The sequence below is a fragment of the Adhaeribacter soli genome (assembly GCF_008727925.1).
GTDB lineage: Bacteria > Bacteroidota > Bacteroidia > Cytophagales > Hymenobacteraceae > Adhaeribacter_A > Adhaeribacter_A soli.
Window position 1 is genome coordinate 211076 of record NZ_VTWT01000003.1, and the last position, 19747, is coordinate 230822.

Sequence of the window (19747 nt, forward strand, 5' to 3'; positions counted from 1 at the left end):
CAAAACCTTATCTTCTGATAAGAGCAAGTAACCATAGTCGTAGCTGGGGTGCTGTTCCGGCATTCCCTGCAGCTAAGCTAAGTGGAAAGGCGGGAGAAGGCCCGTACTCTGCCCCAGGTTCTTAGCAAAGCAGAAGTAGCAGCTTTGCTCTAGGCTACTGATAACCTAAAGTACCGCTGTTTGATGCAGCTGCTTTATTCTGAAGGCTTGAGAATAAGTGAAGTAATAAACTTGAGGCTCACCGATGTGCAAAGTAAAAGAATTTTACGTCTGATCCGGGGAGCCAAGGGCAAAAAGGGCCGCACTACCCTACTATCGCAAAAACTTCTACAGAGTTTAAGAGAGAATTACAGGGTATACCGGCCATAGCTATGACTCTTCGAAGCTCAAGGTGGCGGTCAGTACACTACCGAAAGTATCAGGAATGTGTTTAATGCTAGTAAAGAAAAGGCCCGGATCAAAACCATAGCTACTCCTCATACCTTAAGACACTCTTTTGCTACTCATTTACTGGAGCAGGGAACAGATTTCAAGTACATTCAGGCAATGCTGGGTCAAAGGAGTAGTAAGACAACTGAGATCTACCCCCATATAACCACTCATGTGCTGGAGAAAATAACCAGCCGGCTGGACAATCTGTAACATTTTACTATATTAGCCCAACGATGTTACTGCAACTGCTATTTACCGGTCACAATTGCTTGAAGCTTACAAAAACTGGGCTCAAAACCTACGGACATAATTCAGATAACCGAAGTAGTTTTGTTAATCTAGTAGTTGGCAGAAATTTAATAAAATAGAAATGAATGCAATAAAAGCTTTACTTGAAACTGATTTTGGAAACCCAGATGGATTATATGATCCTCATTTGGAAGAATATTTCTTAGACCAAAACTACTGGGAAAATATAGTAAAAAGCAAAACCTACTTTGTTATAGGTAGAAAAGGCACGGGGAAATCAGCAATTTATAATTGGATTAAGAATAGGGAATCAGAAAAAGGAATAATTATAAGCAATCTATCATTTAGAAGTTTTCCTTTTGAAAAACTTCTAAGGCTTTCTGATGATGATTTCACCAGACCAAACCAATACCAAAGCATTTGGAAGTATATTATCCTTAGTGAATTTGCTAAGCAAATTGTGCTTGACCAACATACTTCTAAAAATACTGATGACTTTAAAGAACTTGTTAATTTCGTAGAGTTCCGGTTCGGAAAGAATTTACAGGATTTACATTCTAAAATTACCACAAGAACTGATAAAACGGAAGTAGGACTTCAATTTAGAGGAATAGGGCCTAAAACAACAAGTGAAAGAGCTGTTCAGCTAGGAGATGAAATTGAAAATATTTCCGAAATTAATATAAGACTTGAAGATTTAGTTCTTTCAAATTTAAATAATAGTCAAAGAAGCTATATTGTTCAATTTGACCAGCTTGATGATAATTACACACTGTATATAGATAATAAGAAATACTTCGAATCTCTTATAAGTTTATTTAAAATTATTTACTCCTTAAATTCAGTTATTGCTTCTTACAATCCAAATGCGAAAGTAATAGCTTATATCCGTTCAGATATTTTTTATCAATTTAGTAGTCATGACCCAGATAGTGCAAAATTCGACTTCCATACATATTATTTAAATTGGGCTATAGTTAATAAAAATGACTGGATTAACCCACCATTACTCCAATTAATAAACAATAGGATTGAAAATAGTATTGATGAATTATCGGGTAAAGATTCATTTAGTTTTATTTTTAATAAAACATTCATCAGGCTTTATGAAAATGGAAAGCTAATTGAGCCATTTAAATATATTATTCATAGAACATTTCACAGACCAAGGGATTTAGTTCAATTCTGCATAAAAACAAAGGAACAAGCAGAAAAAATGAATAAGTTAGATTATCAAACCATTAAAGCAGCAGAGAAAGAATATTCAGCTTGGTTAATTGATGAACTTAAAAATGAAATTTCTCCTGTTATTCCAAGTACAGAAACTTTATTTACACTTCTTCGGACCCTCGGAACAAGAAAGTTTTCATCAAATGAATTCAAAGAGATGTTTTTATTAGGAAGGAATAAAAATATCAACAAGAGCCCAGAAGCCCTTTTGAGATATTTATATGAACTTGGAATTATTCAAAATATCAATACTATAGATAACCGAACGGAACTATATTCAATAATAAGGAATGAAAAATCCAGCTATGAGCCTAGAATGAAGGCAATTTTACATTCTGGTTTAGTTAAAGGATTACATACATTTAGAGAATAAAAACTATTGCCAACAACGCATATGCAAAACCCTTGCTCCGCTGCGGGCTTTGCATATACTAACCGTTATGGGTAATTCAAAAGTAATAAAAGGATGTTAAGAATAGAGAATGTGGAAGAATATATGCAAGCCTTTGACATATATACTTTCATTGATTCAATAAAAGTTGTTCCATATGCTTGGAACCAGTCAAGAGTAGGAAAGGATGATTATTGGGGAGTTAATATTGGCTTTGAAAATAAAATTATTGAGGACCCATATTTTATAATTAATAGAAGTCTATCACATCCTAAACTTGGCCAAGTTTGGAGAGATTCAGGATATACCTCTGGTTCTAGGCAAGAAGAGCAAATTAAAAAAGATGGAATGAAGGACGAATGGAAAATTGCAGAAGAAGTTGAAAAAGAAATTAGAAATAACCTCCTTAATAGTTATTGCAGAAACGAACATAAACAAGTCCTTGAGACTTTCTCTAAATTAAATGAAAAAGAATTAAAGACATACCATTTTTTCATTTTTAGAGGAATAACGAATTTCATAATTGTTCCTGATATAAGCCGTTGTGCAGGCTGTTCAAATTCTCATATTATTGATGAAGGATTTGATATAGAAAGTATTATTGGGCTTGTACAAAAAGATTTTCTCCAAGAAATAATTTTTAATTTGTTTTTAAAAGATGAAAAAAAAGAGTCTATTCAATTATCCTTCAATCAAAAACAATTTAAAGAGTTCTTAATAAATAATGCTAATGTTTTACTCAAAAAATAGGATTTAAAAGATTAGAAAAAAGGCCTCAGCATTAAAAGCAAATTAAGAAATAGAACACCCCCACAACAAAAACTAAAGCACATTAAAACTTACCTTAGCCCAACCGTTGGTGGGCATTTAGGATATACGATCTATAATTATTTGTTTTTTTTAAAAAGCATTACAATAAATATTAATAATCACTGAATTAACCTAAACACAAATGACTAGGATATTAATGTTAATTTTTGCCTTATTTCTTACTACTGATTTAATAGCGCAGAACTGCAAATTCGAAAAGAATGAAGTAGATAAATTTACGCATAAAAAAGTTATAATTACTGAACCCTATATGATTTGGAGGGATTCATGGAGCGGTAGCAATATGACTGTTCAAGGTTATAAATCAGATTCTTTAAAATGGATTAGATTCAGGTATAGTTCAACTTCTATCTTTTCAATTCATCAGAAAAGTAAATTGATATTACTTTTTGAAGATGGTTCAACCGTAGATTTATTTAATATTGAAAGTATTGTTGCAGATCCCATTCATGCAGGTTCAATGACTCGATGGGTTGCCTTTGTTTCCTACGGTTTTACAGATGATATAGAGAAAAAAATTTTATCAAAGAAAATAACTTCCATAAGATTATACACAGCAGATGGTTATATTGACAAAGAAGTAAAAGGGAAAGACAGCAATAGCTTTAAAGACGCCATTAATTGTATTCAAAATTAAAAAATATTAAATAAAGAAAAACGTCGGCCAACAAGGTTTAAAAACCAAACTTCAGCTTCGCCTTGTTCCCCTTTTATACTAACCGTTAGAGCACATTTAATTTATGGCAATACATATTATCGATCACCTTGAAACTACAGAATGTGGACCAGAGGCGAATAATGGAGAGGATTACTTGCAAGAAGTATTTCTTAACCAAGGATCGATTGATGGTGCTTGTGGGCCCTACAGTATTTTCATGGGACTTTTAACATTAGGGTTAGCGGACAGAACTGAAGTAGTTGCTTACAATACAGATGGACGAAAAAGATTAGGCAAACTTATAAATAGATTAAATAATGATTACGATAGCCTATTCAAACACGGAACCCACCTGGACGATTTGGAAAAAATACTTCAAGACAATTATGGTAGTTTAATTCACACAGAAACGAGAGAAACTAAGAATAAGGACTTAATTAATTTTACAATTCATCATTTAAGAGAAAATCACCCTGTTATTGTTGGAATTAACTTTTCAGGTGGTGGGCATTGGATGCTTGCGGTTGGATTTGAAGAAAATAATGAAAAAGGAATTTCAAGATTGTTATTTCTCGACCCTTCTGGCGATAAACCTATAGTTTTATCATGGAATTCAATTATTGATCTTAATGTGACACAAAAAGGAAGATACCCGTTCAAATGGTGGACGAATTCATGCCATGTGCAATTTGACCAAGCTATTGCTATTTGGTGTAGATAGAAAAGATAAAAATAAAATGGTATAATTTGTGGCTTAAAAAGTCAGAAAACAGTCTGAAATAAAACACAAGCTCTAACCAAAGCTTCACGCCAGTCAGGTTATCGTGCCATTTGAAATTTTGTTAACCTTCAATAACTAAAAACCAATAGGTCACTAATCTTCAGGCAAGTTTCCCGCCCGTCGCAAAGCCCAACCGTTAGCGGTCAGTTTAGGGCGACACCTAAAAACTAAAATTTCACATACGGAAACTAAACAATGACAAGACAGAAACACAAAAGAATTTAACCTAATGAGGGGGAAGAATAAACTGCTACTAACAATGGAAATTCCAGCATTTCGTCGATACTACGCAACCGAGCGAGATATGACCTCAGCTCAACTTGTGTTTTACAAAGAGGTAAAGAAAAGCCTATCCAAAGGAACATACATTAATGTGGACGGCAACATTAGTTATGTGTTTGCTTACACATCGGAATTATTAGCTAATTGGGGAGAAAAAGGTTTTGAAAATCTTAGTGAGTTCTTGTTATACTTGTCTGAATTATATTTTCACGAAAAAGATTTATCAGACTATTGCAAGTATTGGGCATATGATTGTTTGCTTGGGTTAGGAAAATATGAAGAATACTTAGAAAAAACCGAACCTCAAGAAGCGTACGGCACATTAACTCACATGTCTAATTTACGCCTAAATATTCAACGCCACATAAACGTAGAGGCTAATCCTTTAGACCTTTTACTTATGGCTGGTGGACGGAAAACAAAAATCATTAAGTCTAATCACATTTTATACAAAGACAAAGTGAGAAAAGTTTTTTCAGAGTATGGAAGCAATAATGGAGGTTGGTTTAAGATATTTGAAAAATGGCAGACTAATTTTCATTTGTATGAACATTCACTTTTTAATGGTGCGCCTATTTGGAATTCGCCCAAAATAAATTTGAAAACAGAATGCTTTTACAGTATAAATGAATACCTAAATCTTTCAAAAGAACTTTCTAAGACAGCCGAAAACCAAACAAGAGAGGATTTAGGAATTCCATTGATTGGCGAAGGATGGGTATCTGAAACAGAATTATTCAGAAAGTTAGAAACTCACTTTGCTCAAACCAAAGTAATGCAACACGGACAACCAATTTGGTTAGGAAGACAACATTATGACATTTGGTTTCTTATTTGGAAGATTGCAATCGAATATCACGGGAAGCAACACTTCGAACCTGTTGAATTCTTTGGAGGCGAAGTAGCCTATTTGAAAAATGTTGAGAGAGATGAGAGGAAAATAAAACTATCAAAAAAGAATGGGATAAAGTTTATTGTTGTTACAGAAGGTTATCATTTATCAGACGTGATTACTGAAATAGAAACGCATATTTCTAAAAGAAACATCACAAGTCCCAACTGAAAAATGGCATTTTTTTCGGCATTATATTTAAGGCTGTATAAGTTGTGTTTTGCGGTGTAGTATGCCCAAAAATGAGCAGAAAAAACGGCATTGACGAAAGGATAAAATCCAAACCACTAACTGCGGCTTAGCGCAAGTGGGTTGACGTTCTCCGTTTGACAGATACTCGTAAATTTAAACATACGGCTTCGCAGAAAGTTGGGTGGTAAAATCCCTGCCTGCGCCAAGCCGCAAACCGTTAGCACACATTTAAAAAATAGAAAAAATATGAGCAGTTGTATTTTATGTTCAATAGAGTTGAAATTTATGAATACTCCAACCTTCGGCGCAGGTGTAAGTACCCCATTTTCAGGACAGTTCAAAAGTAGACTTTTTAAAAATCAACTACTACCACTACTATGAAGTGGGAATGTGGTAAACCTTTTGGTCTGGCCTTGCGAGGCTGGTCAGGTTTTCCATATTTCCACTTCCTTTTTTTAGCGGCCATTCTTTTGGCGTGTGGTTTGCCAGCGCTTCGTGCGGCCTCTGGGTATTGTAATGCTCTATCCAATCATTTGTCAGCTGCCGGACCTCATCCAAGTCAAAGAAAAGGTAACTATCGAGTATCTCCCGGCGATAACTGCCGTTGAAGCGTTCGATAAAGCCATTCTGCATCGGCTTGCCCGGCTGGGTAAACTGTATGCCGATCCTTTCTTTTTCACACCATAAGGTAAAGTCTGCGCTGGTAAACTCCGGACCGTTGTCTACTCTGATAGTTTTGGGCTTTCCCCGCCAGTCTATAAGCTGCTCCAGCGTGCGGACAACGCTTTTAGCTCCGATAGAGGTAGCTACTTCAATGGCCAGCGCTTCCCGGTTACAATCATCAATCACGTTCAGGGTCCGGAACTTATTGCCCGAAGCCAGTGAATCGCTCATAAAGTCCATGCTCCAGCTGCTATTCAGTTCCTGCTGCTGCACCAAAGGCTGTTTTACCCGGGTCGGCAGCCGGCGCTTACCTCTTCTCTTCTTATTTAGCTTCAGCAGCTTATAGACCCGGTACACGCGCTTGTGGTTCCAGGCATTGCCCTTCCTTCGCAGGCAAGAGAGCAGCTTTCTGAAGCCATAGGCCGGATGCGCAGTAGCCAGTTCCTGCAAGGCGGTGATTACTTCTGAATCATCCCGGCAGCTTTTATAATAGTACTTCGAGCGAGATAGCCCGCTTAAGCTGCAGGCCCTGGTAACCGATAAGCTATGCTCGGAGACAAGTTCATCCGCTAAAGCTTTTTGCTGCCAGGGCCCCAGCCTTTTTTTGTGATCACTTCCTTGAGAATAGCATGATCCAGGCTCAGGTCATCGAACATCTTCTTGAGCCGCTGGTTTTCTTCCTCCAGTTCTTTGAGCCGCTGCACATCCGAGGCTTCCATACCTCCGTAACGGCTCTTCCACTTGTAAAAGGCCGCACGGCTGATCTCAAGCTCACGGCAAATGTCCTCGGCCTTACGGCCTGCTTCGTGCTCCTTTAAAGCCTTTACGATCTGGCTTTCGGTAAATCTTGTCTTTTTCATCTTAACAGTTTAAAATTAAACATTTCTGTCTACTTTTAAACTGTCTCAGTTTTAGGGATACTTACACAGGAAAACTAAGTGACGGAGGAGTAGTATGTATGTCCTGTTACAAGAGAATTAACAAAGCTAATCCAAGTGTAGCATTTAAGTTGAAAAAGCATTCACTTGTCGACATTCAAAATCTTTTACAAGAAAAAGTAGTTGAGGACAGATCAAAGAATTCAAGATTAGAAGAAATCAAAGCTGAAATAAAAAGTCTAAACTTAGACAATATTTCAACTTTTTTTGGGAGAAAAGAAATTAATGAATTGCCGAATATATTAGCTCATAACGAAAAAATAGACAATATTATACAAGGGACTTATAATAAGGGACAAGGAATTCTAGTATCAACTAATAGACGTTTAATATTTATTGACAAAGGATTATTATATGGTCTAAAAGTAGAGGATTTTCCACTTGACAAGATAAGTTCTATTCTATATGAAACAGGATTAATTTTTGGAACTGTAAAAATCCATACTACAGGCAATATTGCGACTATTGAGAATGTGGAAAAGTCTTCAGCAAGAAAATTCGCTGAATTCGTAAGAGATAAATCATCTAGGCCCAAAGATCCAGCAACTCAGATTAAGCCAGAACCAAGCATACTTGACCAGCTTGAGAAGCTTGGTAAACTAAAAGAAAATGGAATATTGACAGACTTAGAGTTTAGCGAGCAAAAGAAAAAATTGCTTGAAAAATTATAAAACGCACACTAACAATGACTATACAGTAGTTTGGTTTTAATCCGGTAGTTACTGCATTACTTTTTGCAAGCGGTCATCAGGTAGTTATGTCCTGCGGACTGCCTCCCAGCCGACCGCATAGCGAACCCGTTAGGCACCAATTAACATGAAATACAAACTTTTTCTTGACGATATAAGGACTGTAGAAATGGTATATTCCAACCTAACTGACGAAGACTTTATTATTGTTAGGAATTTTGAGGATTTTAAATCTACAATCCTGCAAAAGGGGTTGCCAGGTTACATTAGCTTTGACAATGACCTAGGGTTAGACACAAATGGCAATATTGCACCAGACGGATATGCAGCTGCAAAATGGTTAGTATATGACTCAGGATTAGACCTGTCCGAACTTAAGTTTTATGTGCATTCCGCAAATCCGGTTGCAGCCAGTCAAATACAAGGGCTTCTAGATAATTACATAATATTTTTAAAGAATGAAAACAACGATGATTAGCAAAACCTTTACTTTAACAAGGTTGTATTCCTTCCATAAAACCAATACTTTTCTACAACTGTCTAAATAATTGACCAGGATCAACAAGTAAATCTCCCGGCAGCAGCTTACCCAGGATTGTTAATCTAATAAATAAATTCCCTAATTGAAGCTAAATCCAAGTGGATAAAGTTCGGTATTTCACTCCTTCGGTCTACTGAAAAGGCCTTTACTTCGCTGTAAAGGCCTTATTTATTTATAAAGCGACACATTTGCGTACAGCGATTTAATTTCGCTCTTCCACAGCTAACTGCAATATCCGTACTTCTGTAAAGGTCTTCCTTTGTAGTTTATGCATTTCTTTGCCAGCCTGCCAAACACAATTTTCTTCCTTTGGGCCATCAACAATGAATAAATTGGGAGTGCAAAGTTTTATTAAAAAATGCCACAACCAAGATTGCATTAAAGGCACCTAGCCAGTCAATATCATTTAAGATAGCTATACAAGCTACCTTGAGAAATGTAAAAGGGCCTTATTACTAACCAGCCCTTCATACTGAATAGACACTTACAAGGGATCGAGGATAGGCACGATTCCCATATTAAAAAAACGTTTGCCTCTTCAGTAGCCTGTTCCCTAAAACTGCTTATAGATTTCCTTAATAGGTATTCCTTCAAGCATTCTTTTGTAAATACCCAGTTGTATAATCAAAGTCACTCCAAATGCTTTGGACATTTCAACTATTACATTGCAATCATATTTCATGTAGAGTAATAATTTACAATCACAAACAAAATGCAAAAAACACGGTCACTATTCTCCTAAGTATGGGCTCTTACTTGGTATTACAATAGTGTTTCAGATCAAATTCGAAAATTTAAAAAATGTTAAGTTTGGCAAATATGATTTCTATTCTTTACCTTTCCCTTTTAACACAATATAAGAAAATCTTTAGAACACATTATGTGGAGTGATAACGATACTTCAATAGATTTTATTGATTACAAACATTTGGTTGACGGTGTAGAAGCAATCGTAAAAAATGACGATTTAACCCCTTGCACTATAGGGCTATATGGTGACTGGGGCAGCGGCAAATCAAGCCTACTACGTATGATTGAATCTAGGCTGGACCAAGATAATAATATCCTTACCATCAAATTTAATGGGTGGTTGTTTGAGGGTTATGAAGATGCTAAAGTAGTTTTAATGTCCACTATTTTAGAAGAAATTATTTCTAAACGCACTTTTACAGCTGAGGCGAAAAAATTAGCCATTAAGCTCTTCAAGCGAATAGATAAAATGAAAATGTTAAAGCTTGGGTTAAAAGGGGGAATGGCTTTTGCTACTATGGGGCCCGCTGGAGTTGCTGCTTTAGGTGCGACAGAAATTTATAAAGGCCTTGCCGAAACCGATTATGAAGGCCTTTTTAGGGAAGACGAGGAAAAGGATGAATCAGCAACAATGGGCATTCGCCAATTTCACTTGGAATTTGAACAATTATTACAAGATACTAAAATTAAGCGGCTAGTAGTTTGTATTGATGATCTTGATCGCTGCCTTCCTGATACCATTATAGCAACCTTAGAAGCAATAAAACTTTTCCTTTTCACTAAAAACTCGGCATTTATTATATGTGCGGATGAAAGGATCATTGAATATGCCGTCCGTAAACGATTCCCTGAAATTCCAGGAGGAGAACGATTAGATGTAGGTCGGGACTATTTGGAAAAACTAATCCAATTCCCTATCAGAATCCCACATATGAGTGCTTCCGAACTTGAAACATATGTAAACCTCCTCTTTTCAAAATTATATATTAGAGATGAACAAAAATTTCAAAAATTGAGGGATACAGTTTTAGCCAATAAAGCGACCTCGATTTTCGGAAGTAGTTACAATTTTGATGTTGCCCAGAAGATACTGACCAACGTCCCTGTCGAATTAAATCACGCTTTGGTTTTGTCTCAACAAATAACTCCAGTACTTGCTGCCAACCTTCATGGTAATCCTCGACAAAGTAAACGGTTTCTGAATATGCTTCTAATGCGGGCTGCAATGGCAAAGTCAAAGGAAGTTGCAATTGACAACCGCATCTTAGCTAAATTAATGCTTTTAGAATACTTTAGAAAAGAAAGTTTTACCAAACTCTATGCGCTTCAAGTTACCCAAGATGGTGTTCCCAATGAAATTAAAACACTTGAAATCGCTTGTCTAACCCCGGATCAAACAAGCCAGGATCCGGAATTATCCGCTGAACCAGATATTTCTCCAGAGCTGGAACTTTGGGTAAAAGACCCATGGCTGCATTCTTGGCTTAAATCCGAACCCAAACTATCAAGTATTGATTTAAGGTCTTATTTCTACTTCTCGCGGGATCAATTAAGTGCCTCTATTATCGTTTCTCGAAGAATGAGCTCATTGGCTCAAACTATTTTAGGAAAATTAATGCATAGCAGTGAGGCAATTCAACGACAGGCAATTAGTGACTCGGGACAATTAAATGCGGGTGATGCCTCTGCAATATTCGATTCACTTACACAGAAAATAAAACAAGAGGGTGATAAGGTCTATCGAGAAGCCTTAGTAACAACATTATTTGGTTACATTGAAAGTCGAAAGGAACTTACCTCTCAGTTGTTAGAGTTTCTAGCCAGTATGGCTCCAGAGAATTTAACTCCAACTGCTATACCTCAGTTACTCAAAGCAATCAAAGGATCCCCATTCGAAAAAACTGGATCCAGCATTCTTAAAAAATGGAGTGAAAACACAACTAATACTTCTCTTGCTAAAATCGCCAAAAGTAGAATTACTAAAATAAATTAAGTTATGGGTACGTCAAGTTCCTACAAGGGGCCCAAAAACAGGTCCCCATTGCTCCCACCCTGGGCGCCTCCGGTACAACCAGAAGAAGAACCTACCTCTCCTAATGAACCGGCCTCTACTCCCAATCCTAGTGATGAAATGGAGCAGGCCCCTACCACAATGCCCATTTCTCCATCAATTAATCCCCAAAACCCTGAAGAAACCGGAAATTGGGGAGGAGCAAAAGGCTACATGGCTAAAACGGCTTCCGGTAGTTCCGGGTATACCATTTCAAAAGGTGCTAAAGCATATGTAAAGGCCATGGGTGGGGCACGTAAAGCTTCAAGGGCTGCCCGTGTAGGTAAAACATCTACTGCCCGATTAGGTAATTTCCTCCGGAGCATTTCTGAAAATGGTTTTGAAGAAACCCTAAGAAGGTATGGATTAGCCGATCTTATTGGTCAGCCGGCCGCAAAAGTATTTGCAAGTATTGCAGACTTAATTGCTCCTTCCGGTGCTACAAACGAGGATGCAAATACTCGGGCTGCTGTACTGGATGCCTTAGAAAATTTGTATGTACAGTTTGAGTTGGAGAATGATGATTTAACTAAGCTTGAAGCACTTGGCGAACAAGACATCCGTATAGCCATTCTGGATTGTTGTAAAGCTTATATTTATGAGAAGTGGTTGCAACAGTTAGGTTTAGCCATTGAGCGAAAAGCAATTACCGCCAATGAGGCTCTTGCTAAAGAGCAGGAAGCAAAAAACTTCATTAAAGAAGCTGTTAATTATGATTTTGAGAATAAATCATTACTAAACATGGATTTTTCAAGGGGTGAAGGTAAATTACTGATTAATAATATTTTTACTGAGGCTTACTTAATTTTAGAACAATAATATGGTTACCTGGAATATTATTCAGAGAGACGGCAATGAAGATACTTTTGGAATAGTGGAAGATGCTGCTAATCAGGTAATGCTTATACCAGCGCTTGAACCAGATACCGAAGTAAAGACAATATCACATGATATAATTAAGAAATTTACTAAGAATAAACTACTCCTTACGAACGTAAGGCGGGAAGTAATAAATCTTGGACTTGCAGTTTATACCAGTGATCAACTTGTGGCAAGAAACCGACATGGTTATGATGCCTGGAGTAGAAGCTTTAAGCTTTATTTACCGGTACAAGATCTTTCAAAATGGGAGGCTATTAAGGAAAATTTAGCTGAAATGCTATCCTTTTTAAGCGGAGACCATTGGGAATTGTACTTCCGCCAATCCGAGCGAGGGGAAGTACAATTTCCAGACCAAGGCACTTTGGAATTTTCTCGAATTAATGCCGTAACCTTATTTTCCGGGGGGCTAGATTCTTTTATCGGTGCTTCTGATTTATTAAAAGACAATAAAAATATAGCTTTAGTTGGTCACCATAAAAGTCAAGGCTATGAAAATAAAACGCAACAGGCATTAACCATTACTCTTCAAAAACAATACCCAGGTAGAACGATCGAAAGTTTCTTCTTTTTCGCTCAACCTAACCAAAGGGCTAATATTGGCGGAAAGGAAAGATCTTCCCGTGCTAGGTCGATTTTGTTTATTACTTTAGGTCTGACCGTTGCAAATGCTTATGGAGAGGACGTCCCTTTGTATATTCCAGAAAACGGCCTCATTTCGTTGAATGTGCCCTTAACCAATACCCGGATGGGGAGTTCAAGCACCCGCACTACCCATCCTTATTTTTTATCTCTCATTAGGGAAATGGCTGTAGCATTGGGAATGAAAAATGAAATTATCAACCCTTACAAATATCTAACGAAAGGGGAAATGATAAACAAATCCAAGGATCTAGCTTTTGTAAAAGCCCAAGCCCAAAACACAATCTCCTGTGCCAAGCCAGGCTATCATAAACAATGGCATAAATCTTTTGAGCTACATTGTGGCTATTGTACGCCTTGTTTAATACGGCGGGCAGCTATGAAAGCCGGTGGTATTGACGATCCTCAAAATTATGTATATAAAGTAGATCGAGAAATTCCGGATTATAAAGAAGATATAGGGAGAGATCCGCGAGCTTTTCAAATGGGCATAAATAAGATGAAAAATTATTCTAAGCCTTTATTTTTTAAGCTATTAACCTCTGGTCCAATTCCTAAAACTGAAAATTTACAATCTTATACTGATGTTTACCGGCGTGGCCTTTTAGAAGTTGACCGGTTACTTTCCTAATCTTATGCACCTTATAGATACCCATTTCCACTTAGATCTTTATCCAAAACCAGAAGCTCTAGTATTAGAAATAGAGGCGTTAAAAATTTATACTATTGCTGTTACTAATACTCCTAGCGTTTTTGATTTTACCTATCAAGTTACTAAAAATCTAAAATATGTGCGTGCAGCAATTGGACTACATCCCGAACTTGCTTTGCAGCGGAAGTCTGAATTACCTCTATTTAAAGAACATTTAGGTAAGACTCGGTTTGTTGGTGAAATCGGTTTGGACTATGGTAATTTAAATGATTTAGAAAAAAGACAACAAAGAAATATATTTGAATCCATACTCGATTCTTGTGCCACTTCAAAAGACAAAATTTTAACGGTTCATTCTCGAGGCACCGCTTCGGATGTAATTTCTACCATCGGGAATAATTTTCCCGGGAAAATTATTTTGCATTGGTTCAGTGGTAGCATTAGGGAGTTAGAGCAAGCAGTAGAGTTTGGGTTTTACTTCTCTATTAACAGTGCCATGGCATCTTCAGTCAAAGGCAAAAGGTTAATATTAAATATACCTTCCGATAAATTATTAACTGAAACAGATGGTCCTTTTATAGAAGTTGAAAGAAAGCCAGCGCTTCCTTCTGACGTTGTCCTAACTCTTGAAAAGTTAGCCACAATGCGGGATATAAGTATTGATTCACAAAGGTCTATAATATTTAACAATTTTAAATCTTTACTAGAATAATAGATTTTCAGTATAAAATATAACTAAGGCATAACTCGGCTGATGAATGATTAAAATGGTTATAGAAATTTCTAAATCAGACTAATCCTAGCAAATGAACCTCCTGTTTTTCACTCTTCGATCTACTAATTGGCCTTTTTATTATGATAGTTATACATTTGCGTATATCTTCAGCTGAAAACCACTTTAACTCAGTATGTCAAGTTTAATCTATCATTGGATCCACTTGAATAAATACACCTCGTTTTGAAATACCATATAATTTAAACAAAACTGAGTATCTTTGTATTGAATGAAGTGGTTCAACTACATATTGAGCATCTACCTGATAATTATATCCTGCATGCCCTGCACGGATCAGGAACCGGCTACTTCATTCTCGTCCGTTATCACTGCCAATACACATGTCGATGCTCAACATCCGACTCACGCAGAAGATGCCTGTTCTCCTCTGTGCATTTGTACTTGTTGCAGTGGTTTTACCATTCAGGCGAATACCTTTCATAATTTCCAAACCCTAACTGTGGGATTCAAAACCGAATTTCCGATTTACCCGCAATCAAACTGGTTAGACCTTTCCTTTTCAATCTGGCAACCGCCTAAATTAAGTTAATAGCCTTTTTTCCATATCAGCAATTGCTGATGTATTGCGCTGGTACTGCCTTTAGTATTCCAGAGCAATGATCTGTCTATTAATTTAATTTAAGAGAATGCTCGATAAAGTAATTCATTTTTCGATCCATAATAAGCTGATCGTAGGGCTTTTTACGCTCGCTTTGATCGCTTGGGGAGCCTTTTCGGTAACGCAGCTCCCCGTAGATGCCGTGCCTGATATTACCAATAACCAGGTTCTGGTAATCACCTCCAGCCCCTCTTTGGCTACCCAGGAAGTAGAACGATTAATCACGTTCCCTATAGAAGTTACCATGGCTACTATCCCGGAAATAGAAGAGATCAGGTCTTTTTCCCGGTTTGGCCTATCGGTAGTAACCATCGTTTTCCAAGAAAACACAGATGTATATTGGGCCAGGCAACAGGTCAATGAGCGGCTTTCTGAAGCTGAAAAACAAATCCCGGCAGGCGTAGGCTCGCCAGAACTGGCTCCGGTTTCTACGGGCTTAGGGGAAATTTACCAATACCTATTGCATCCGAAAAAGGGTTTTGAGAAAAAATACGATGCCGCAGAATTAAGAACCATTCAGGACTGGATCGTAAGGCGGCAGTTGCTGGGTACGCCTGGTGTAGCGGATGTAAGCAGTTTTGGCGGGTTTCTGAAGCAGTATGAAGTAGCGGTAAACCCGCAGCAGCTCAGAAGCATGGGCGTAAGCATCAGCGAAATTTTCACAGCTCTGGAACGAAACAACCAGAATACCGGCGGTGCCTATATCGACAAAAGACCCAACGCTTATTTTATCCGGACGCAAGGCTTAATTACTGACCTGGATGAAATTGGAAAGATCGTTGTCAAGAATAACGCATCTGGCTTACCAGTGCTGATCCGGGACGTAGCCAACGTGCAATTCGGCCATGCTACCCGCTATGGGGCTATGACCAGGAATGCAGAAGGCGAAGTAGTTGGCGGTATCGTGATGATGCTGAAAGATGCCAATGCCTCCAAAGTAATTAAAGAAGTAAAAGAACGGATCGAAACCATCAATAAATCCTTACCAGAGGGGGTAGAGATCGAACCCTTCCTGGATCGTACCAAGCTGGTAAAAAACGCCATTAATACGGTTACCAAAAACTTAGCTGAAGGTGCGCTCATTGTGATCTTCGTATTGGTGCTGTTCCTCGGAAATTTGCGGGCAGGGTTGGTAGTGGCATCCGTAATTCCGCTGGCCATGCTCTTTGCTATCAGCATGATGAACCTGTTTAATGTCTCAGGAAATTTAATGAGCCTGGGAGCTATAGATTTCGGCCTTATTGTAGACGGAGCGGTTATTATCGTGGAAAGCATTGTACACCGGATCGCCACCATTACCGGCCAAAACCGCTTAACCCAGCAGCAGATGGATAAGGAGGTTTACGGTGCTGCTTCCAAGATCAGGAGTTCAGCCGCTTTCGGGGAAATTATAATCCTGATCGTTTACCTGCCAATACTGGCATTAGTAGGAACGGAAGGTAAAATGTTCCGACCGATGGCCCAAACGGTAGGTTTTGCCATTTTAGGTGCATTCATCCTATCGCTTACTTATGTGCCTATGATGTCGGCTCTATTCTTGAGCAAGAATACCCACCATAAACGGAATATTTCTGACCGGATGATGGATTTCTTTCAGCGGGTATACGACCCAATGATAAAATTTGCCCTCCGCAGCAAAGCAATCATATTGTTTATTGCGGGAGCCTTATTTGCCATCAGCTTATTAATTTTCAGCCGGATGGGTGGAGAATTTATTCCTACGTTAAGCGAAGGCGACTTTGCGGTAGAAACCCGGGTTCTGACCGGTAGTTCCATGCAGGAAACTATAGATGCGTCTCAAAAAGCAGCTGCTATTTTGTTAAAAGAATTTCCGGAGGTAGTTGAGGTAGTAAGTAAAATTGGTTCAAGTGAAATCCCGACCGATCCAATGCCGGTTGAAGCTGCTGATATGATGGTGATCCTGAAAGATCAGGATGAATGGACAACGGCCGATAACCGGGAAGAATTAGCCACTAAAATGGCAGAAGCATTAGAAGATATTCCGGGCGTTTCGTTCGGCTTTCAGCAACCCATCCAAATGCGGTTTAACGAACTGATGTCCGGTGCTAAGCAAGATGTGGTGGTAAAAATCTATGGCGAAGACCTAGAAACGCTATCCCGTGAGGCTGAAAAAGTCGGCAAACTGGCTCAATCGGTTGAAGGTGCAGAAGATGTGTACGTAGAAACAGTAACCGGTTTGCCCCAAATTGTGGTTGATTATAACCGGAACCAGCTGGCAAAATTTGGAATAGCTGTTGAAGACGTAAACCAAGTTGTACAAACGGCCTTTGCCGGGCAATCTACGGGTCAGGTTTTCGAAGGCGAAAAAAGATTTGACCTGGTAGTAAGGTTAAGTAAAGAAAGTCGCCAGGGAATTGAAGATGTGCAGAATTTATTTGTTTCCACGCCAAACGGCCAGCAGATTCCGCTCATCCAGGTAGCCACGGTTAGTTTTCAGCCAGGGCCTTACCAGATTCAACGGGATGATACCAAACGTCGCATTACCGTAGCCTTTAACGTGCGAAACCGGGACGTAGAAAGCCTGGTGGAAGAACTTAAAAGTAAAGTTGAAAGCCAGATCAAATTGCCAGCTGGTTATTATGTAACCTACGGCGGCCAGTTCGAAAACCTGATCGAAGCCCGCCAACGCTTAAGTATTGCCGTTCCGGTAGCGTTAGGATTGATCTTTATTCTCCTGTTTTTCACCTTCAATTCTGTAAAGCAATCCCTGCTCATTTTTACCGCCATTCCGCTATCGGCCATTGGCGGCATCTTTGCGCTTACGTTACGGGGTATGCCTTTTAGTATTTCGGCGGGAATTGGTTTTATTGCCCTTTTTGGGGTGGCGGTATTAAATGGTATTGTGTTGATCGGTGAATTTAACCATCTGAAAGCTGAGGGAATTACGGATATTTATCAGCGGGTTATAGAAGGCACCAAACACCGTTTAAGGCCGGTTTTAATGACCGCCAGCGTGGCCTCCCTGGGATTTTTACCGATGGCCTTATCCGGTTCGGCAGGTGCTGAAGTGCAACGTCCGTTGGCTACCGTAGTGATCGGCGGGCTAATTACGGCTACCCTTCTTACGCTCTTAGTTTTACCGGTACTCTATATTTATTTCGAAAGAGGTATGAAAAACAAACCTGGCAACCAGGGTGGATTGGCAGCAATAACCTTGCTTCTGGTTTTTGGGTTTCCACTAATTAGCAATGCTCAGAATCAGCCAGCGAAGCAGGTAACCTTACAGGAAGCCATTTCTATAGGTCTCCAAAATAACGGTACCATCCGTACGGCCAATTATGAAATAGAGCTGCAACAGGCACTGAAACGAACTGCCACAGGTATAAACAAGACCGATATTTCTCTAACCTACGGCCAGTATAACAGCAGCGCCAACGATAATAATATTACGGTATCCCAAACTATTCCTTTCCCAACGGTATGGAGTGCCAAAGCAAAACTGGGCCAGGCCAATATCAAAGGCAGCGAATTACAAAAGAATGTTACGGCCAATGAACTGGTGCGCAGCATCAAGGAAACCTATTACCAGTTAGTTTTCCTGAAAGCCCAACGCCGCATTTTCCTCCACCAGGATAGCCTCCTGAATACCTTCGTAAAAGCTGCCCAGGTGCGCTACCGAACCGGCGAAACCACTTACCTGGAACAGGTTACAGCCGAAGCGGAAGGTGCCAGAGCCAAAGCTACCCTGATCCAGAACGAAGCTGATCTTAAAGCCTACCAGCTTAATTTGCAATACCTGCTTAACAGCAAAGAACCGGTAGATGCAGCCGAAACCAGGTTAGTAAGAAAAGACCTGGTTATCGCTGCCGATAGCGGTGCACTGGCCAACAATCCGAATTTAAGTTACCTGAAACAGCAGATCGAAATTGCCAGGCAAAGTACCAGCCTCCAAAAAGCAGAACTTCTGCCCGATCTCCGGTTAGGATATTTTAACCAGACGCTTATTGGAAGCATCGAAGAACAAAACGGCGTAGTGAAGCGGTTTGGACCGTCGGATCGCTTTTCAGGAATTGAAGTAGGCGTATCGGTTCCCCTTTGGATTGGCCCAGGCAAAGCCAATGTACAGGCAGCCAGGATCAGGGAGAAAATTGCGGAATCTACTCTCCGGCAAAATCAAACCGTTTTACAAGGGCAGTACGTGCAATTGGTGCAGCAATTCCTGAAATACCAGAATAGTCTGGCTTATTACGAAGAAACTGCCTTGCGCCAGGCCGATCTGATCCTGAGCAATTCCACGAAAGCCTTCCGGGCTGGCGAGATCGGTTACTTAGAATATGTACAGGCCCTGACCAGGGCTTTAACCATTAAACAGGAACATCTCGAAATCGTGAACCAGTACAACCAATCCGTGGTAGACCTGGAGTTTTTTACAGGAAATCAATATTAATTTTTGAATGAAGACCATATGCGTTTTATCCATATAAATAAACGAACCACCCTTGACTTGCTCCTTAGAAGGGCAAGCACCTTTCTATTTTCGGCAGTTTTTAGCCTTTTTTTCATAGCCTGTTCTGGTTCAGAAACAGAATCGAAACCAGAAGCTGAAGGCCACGGAGAAGAAACAGAAAACCACACAGAAGAAAAGGAAAG

At 39.0% G+C, this 19747-nt stretch carries 14 protein-coding genes and 1 pseudogene; 14 read left to right on the plus strand and 1 reads right to left on the minus strand.

What is annotated here, in order from left to right:
- Nucleotides 1–171 precede the first annotated feature (171 nt).
- From F0P94_RS07095 to F0P94_RS07120, 6 genes and pseudogenes are all read left to right on the plus strand, one after another.
- Nucleotides 172–642, plus strand: a pseudogene (locus tag F0P94_RS07095) (tyrosine-type recombinase/integrase); the annotation flags it as partial.
- A 160-nt stretch (nt 643–802) separates the two neighbouring features.
- Nucleotides 803–2284 (plus strand): P-loop ATPase, Sll1717 family, encoded by a 1482-nt coding sequence (locus F0P94_RS07100; RefSeq protein WP_150903181.1) that lies wholly within the window; start codon nt 803–805, stop codon nt 2282–2284.
- A gap of 111 nt (nt 2285–2395) precedes the next feature.
- Nucleotides 2396–3052, plus strand: coding sequence for a hypothetical protein (locus F0P94_RS07105; RefSeq protein WP_191906955.1), 657 nt, complete (start codon nt 2396–2398; stop codon nt 3050–3052).
- 202 nt (nt 3053–3254) lie between these two features.
- Nucleotides 3255–3770 carry a hypothetical protein gene (locus tag F0P94_RS07110; protein ID WP_150903183.1) on the plus strand — a complete coding sequence of 172 codons (516 nt, stop codon included), beginning with the start codon at nt 3255–3257 and terminating at the stop codon, nt 3768–3770.
- Between the two features lie 103 nt (nt 3771–3873).
- Entirely contained in the window at nt 3874–4512 is a 639-nt protein-coding gene (locus tag F0P94_RS07115; RefSeq protein ID WP_150903184.1) for a hypothetical protein, read from the plus strand.
- Nucleotides 4513–4831: 319 nt separating this feature from the next.
- Nucleotides 4832–5917, plus strand: a complete 1086-nt coding sequence (locus tag F0P94_RS07120; RefSeq protein WP_150903185.1) for a hypothetical protein — start codon at nt 4832–4834, stop codon at nt 5915–5917.
- Between the two features lie 396 nt (nt 5918–6313).
- Here F0P94_RS07120 and F0P94_RS07125 read toward each other — a convergent pair.
- A protein-coding gene (locus F0P94_RS07125) for an IS3 family transposase (protein WP_317133058.1) occupies nt 6314–7461 on the minus strand; the annotation gives its coding sequence in 2 pieces (ribosomal slippage) (nt 6314–7200 and nt 7200–7461; 1149 coding nt in all).
- A gap of 149 nt (nt 7462–7610) precedes the next feature.
- Between F0P94_RS07125 and F0P94_RS07130 the strand changes: the two genes are divergently transcribed.
- The 8 genes from F0P94_RS07130 (at nt 7611) to F0P94_RS07160 (ending at nt 19544) form a co-directional block, all read left to right on the plus strand.
- Nucleotides 7611–8210, plus strand: coding sequence for a PH domain-containing protein (locus F0P94_RS07130; protein ID WP_191906956.1), 600 nt, complete (start codon nt 7611–7613; stop codon nt 8208–8210).
- Between the two features lie 145 nt (nt 8211–8355).
- A complete protein-coding gene (locus tag F0P94_RS07135) occupies nt 8356–8706 on the plus strand; it encodes a cyclic-phosphate processing receiver domain-containing protein (protein WP_150903187.1) in 351 nt (116 codons plus the stop codon).
- Nucleotides 8707–9649: 943 nt separating this feature from the next.
- Nucleotides 9650–11512, plus strand: a complete 1863-nt coding sequence (locus F0P94_RS07140) for a KAP family P-loop NTPase fold protein (protein ID WP_150903188.1) — start codon at nt 9650–9652, stop codon at nt 11510–11512.
- Nucleotides 11513–11671: 159 nt separating this feature from the next.
- Entirely contained in the window at nt 11672–12388 is a 717-nt protein-coding gene (gene qatB / locus F0P94_RS07145) for a Qat anti-phage system associated protein QatB (RefSeq protein WP_191906957.1), read from the plus strand.
- A gap of 1 nt (nt 12389) precedes the next feature.
- Entirely contained in the window at nt 12390–13721 is a 1332-nt protein-coding gene (gene qatC, locus F0P94_RS07150; RefSeq protein ID WP_150903190.1) for a Qat anti-phage system QueC-like protein QatC, read from the plus strand.
- Between the two features lie 4 nt (nt 13722–13725).
- Nucleotides 13726–14454 (plus strand): Qat anti-phage system TatD family nuclease QatD, encoded by a 729-nt coding sequence (gene qatD / locus F0P94_RS07155; protein ID WP_150903191.1) that lies wholly within the window; start codon nt 13726–13728, stop codon nt 14452–14454.
- 292 nt (nt 14455–14746) lie between these two features.
- Nucleotides 14747–15067 (plus strand): DUF6660 family protein, encoded by a 321-nt coding sequence (locus F0P94_RS20025; RefSeq protein ID WP_394349673.1) that lies wholly within the window; start codon nt 14747–14749, stop codon nt 15065–15067.
- Between the two features lie 97 nt (nt 15068–15164).
- A complete protein-coding gene (locus tag F0P94_RS07160; RefSeq protein ID WP_150903192.1) occupies nt 15165–19544 on the plus strand; it encodes a CusA/CzcA family heavy metal efflux RND transporter in 4380 nt (1459 codons plus the stop codon).
- Nucleotides 19545–19747: the final 203 nt, after the last annotated feature.

What these genes read in the sequence shown, in the direction of transcription:
- F0P94_RS20025 (WP_394349673.1), top strand. Translation starts at nt 14,747, where the DNA reads ATGAAGTGGTTCAACTACATATTGAGCATCTACCTGATAATTATATCC.
- qatD (WP_150903191.1), top strand. Translation starts at nt 13,726, where the DNA reads ATGCACCTTATAGATACCCATTTCCACTTAGATCTTTATCCAAAACCA.
- qatC (WP_150903190.1), top strand. Translation starts at nt 12,390, where the DNA reads ATGGTTACCTGGAATATTATTCAGAGAGACGGCAATGAAGATACTTTT.
- F0P94_RS07140 (WP_150903188.1), top strand. Translation starts at nt 9,650, where the DNA reads ATGTGGAGTGATAACGATACTTCAATAGATTTTATTGATTACAAACAT.
- qatB (WP_191906957.1), top strand. Translation starts at nt 11,672, where the DNA reads ATGCCCATTTCTCCATCAATTAATCCCCAAAACCCTGAAGAAACCGGA.
- F0P94_RS07120 (WP_150903185.1), top strand. Translation starts at nt 4,832, where the DNA reads ATGGAAATTCCAGCATTTCGTCGATACTACGCAACCGAGCGAGATATG.
- F0P94_RS07135 (WP_150903187.1), top strand. Translation starts at nt 8,356, where the DNA reads ATGAAATACAAACTTTTTCTTGACGATATAAGGACTGTAGAAATGGTA.
- F0P94_RS07160 (WP_150903192.1), top strand. Translation starts at nt 15,165, where the DNA reads ATGCTCGATAAAGTAATTCATTTTTCGATCCATAATAAGCTGATCGTA.
- F0P94_RS07100 (WP_150903181.1), top strand. Translation starts at nt 803, where the DNA reads ATGAATGCAATAAAAGCTTTACTTGAAACTGATTTTGGAAACCCAGAT.
- F0P94_RS07110 (WP_150903183.1), top strand. Translation starts at nt 3,255, where the DNA reads ATGACTAGGATATTAATGTTAATTTTTGCCTTATTTCTTACTACTGAT.
- F0P94_RS07115 (WP_150903184.1), top strand. Translation starts at nt 3,874, where the DNA reads ATGGCAATACATATTATCGATCACCTTGAAACTACAGAATGTGGACCA.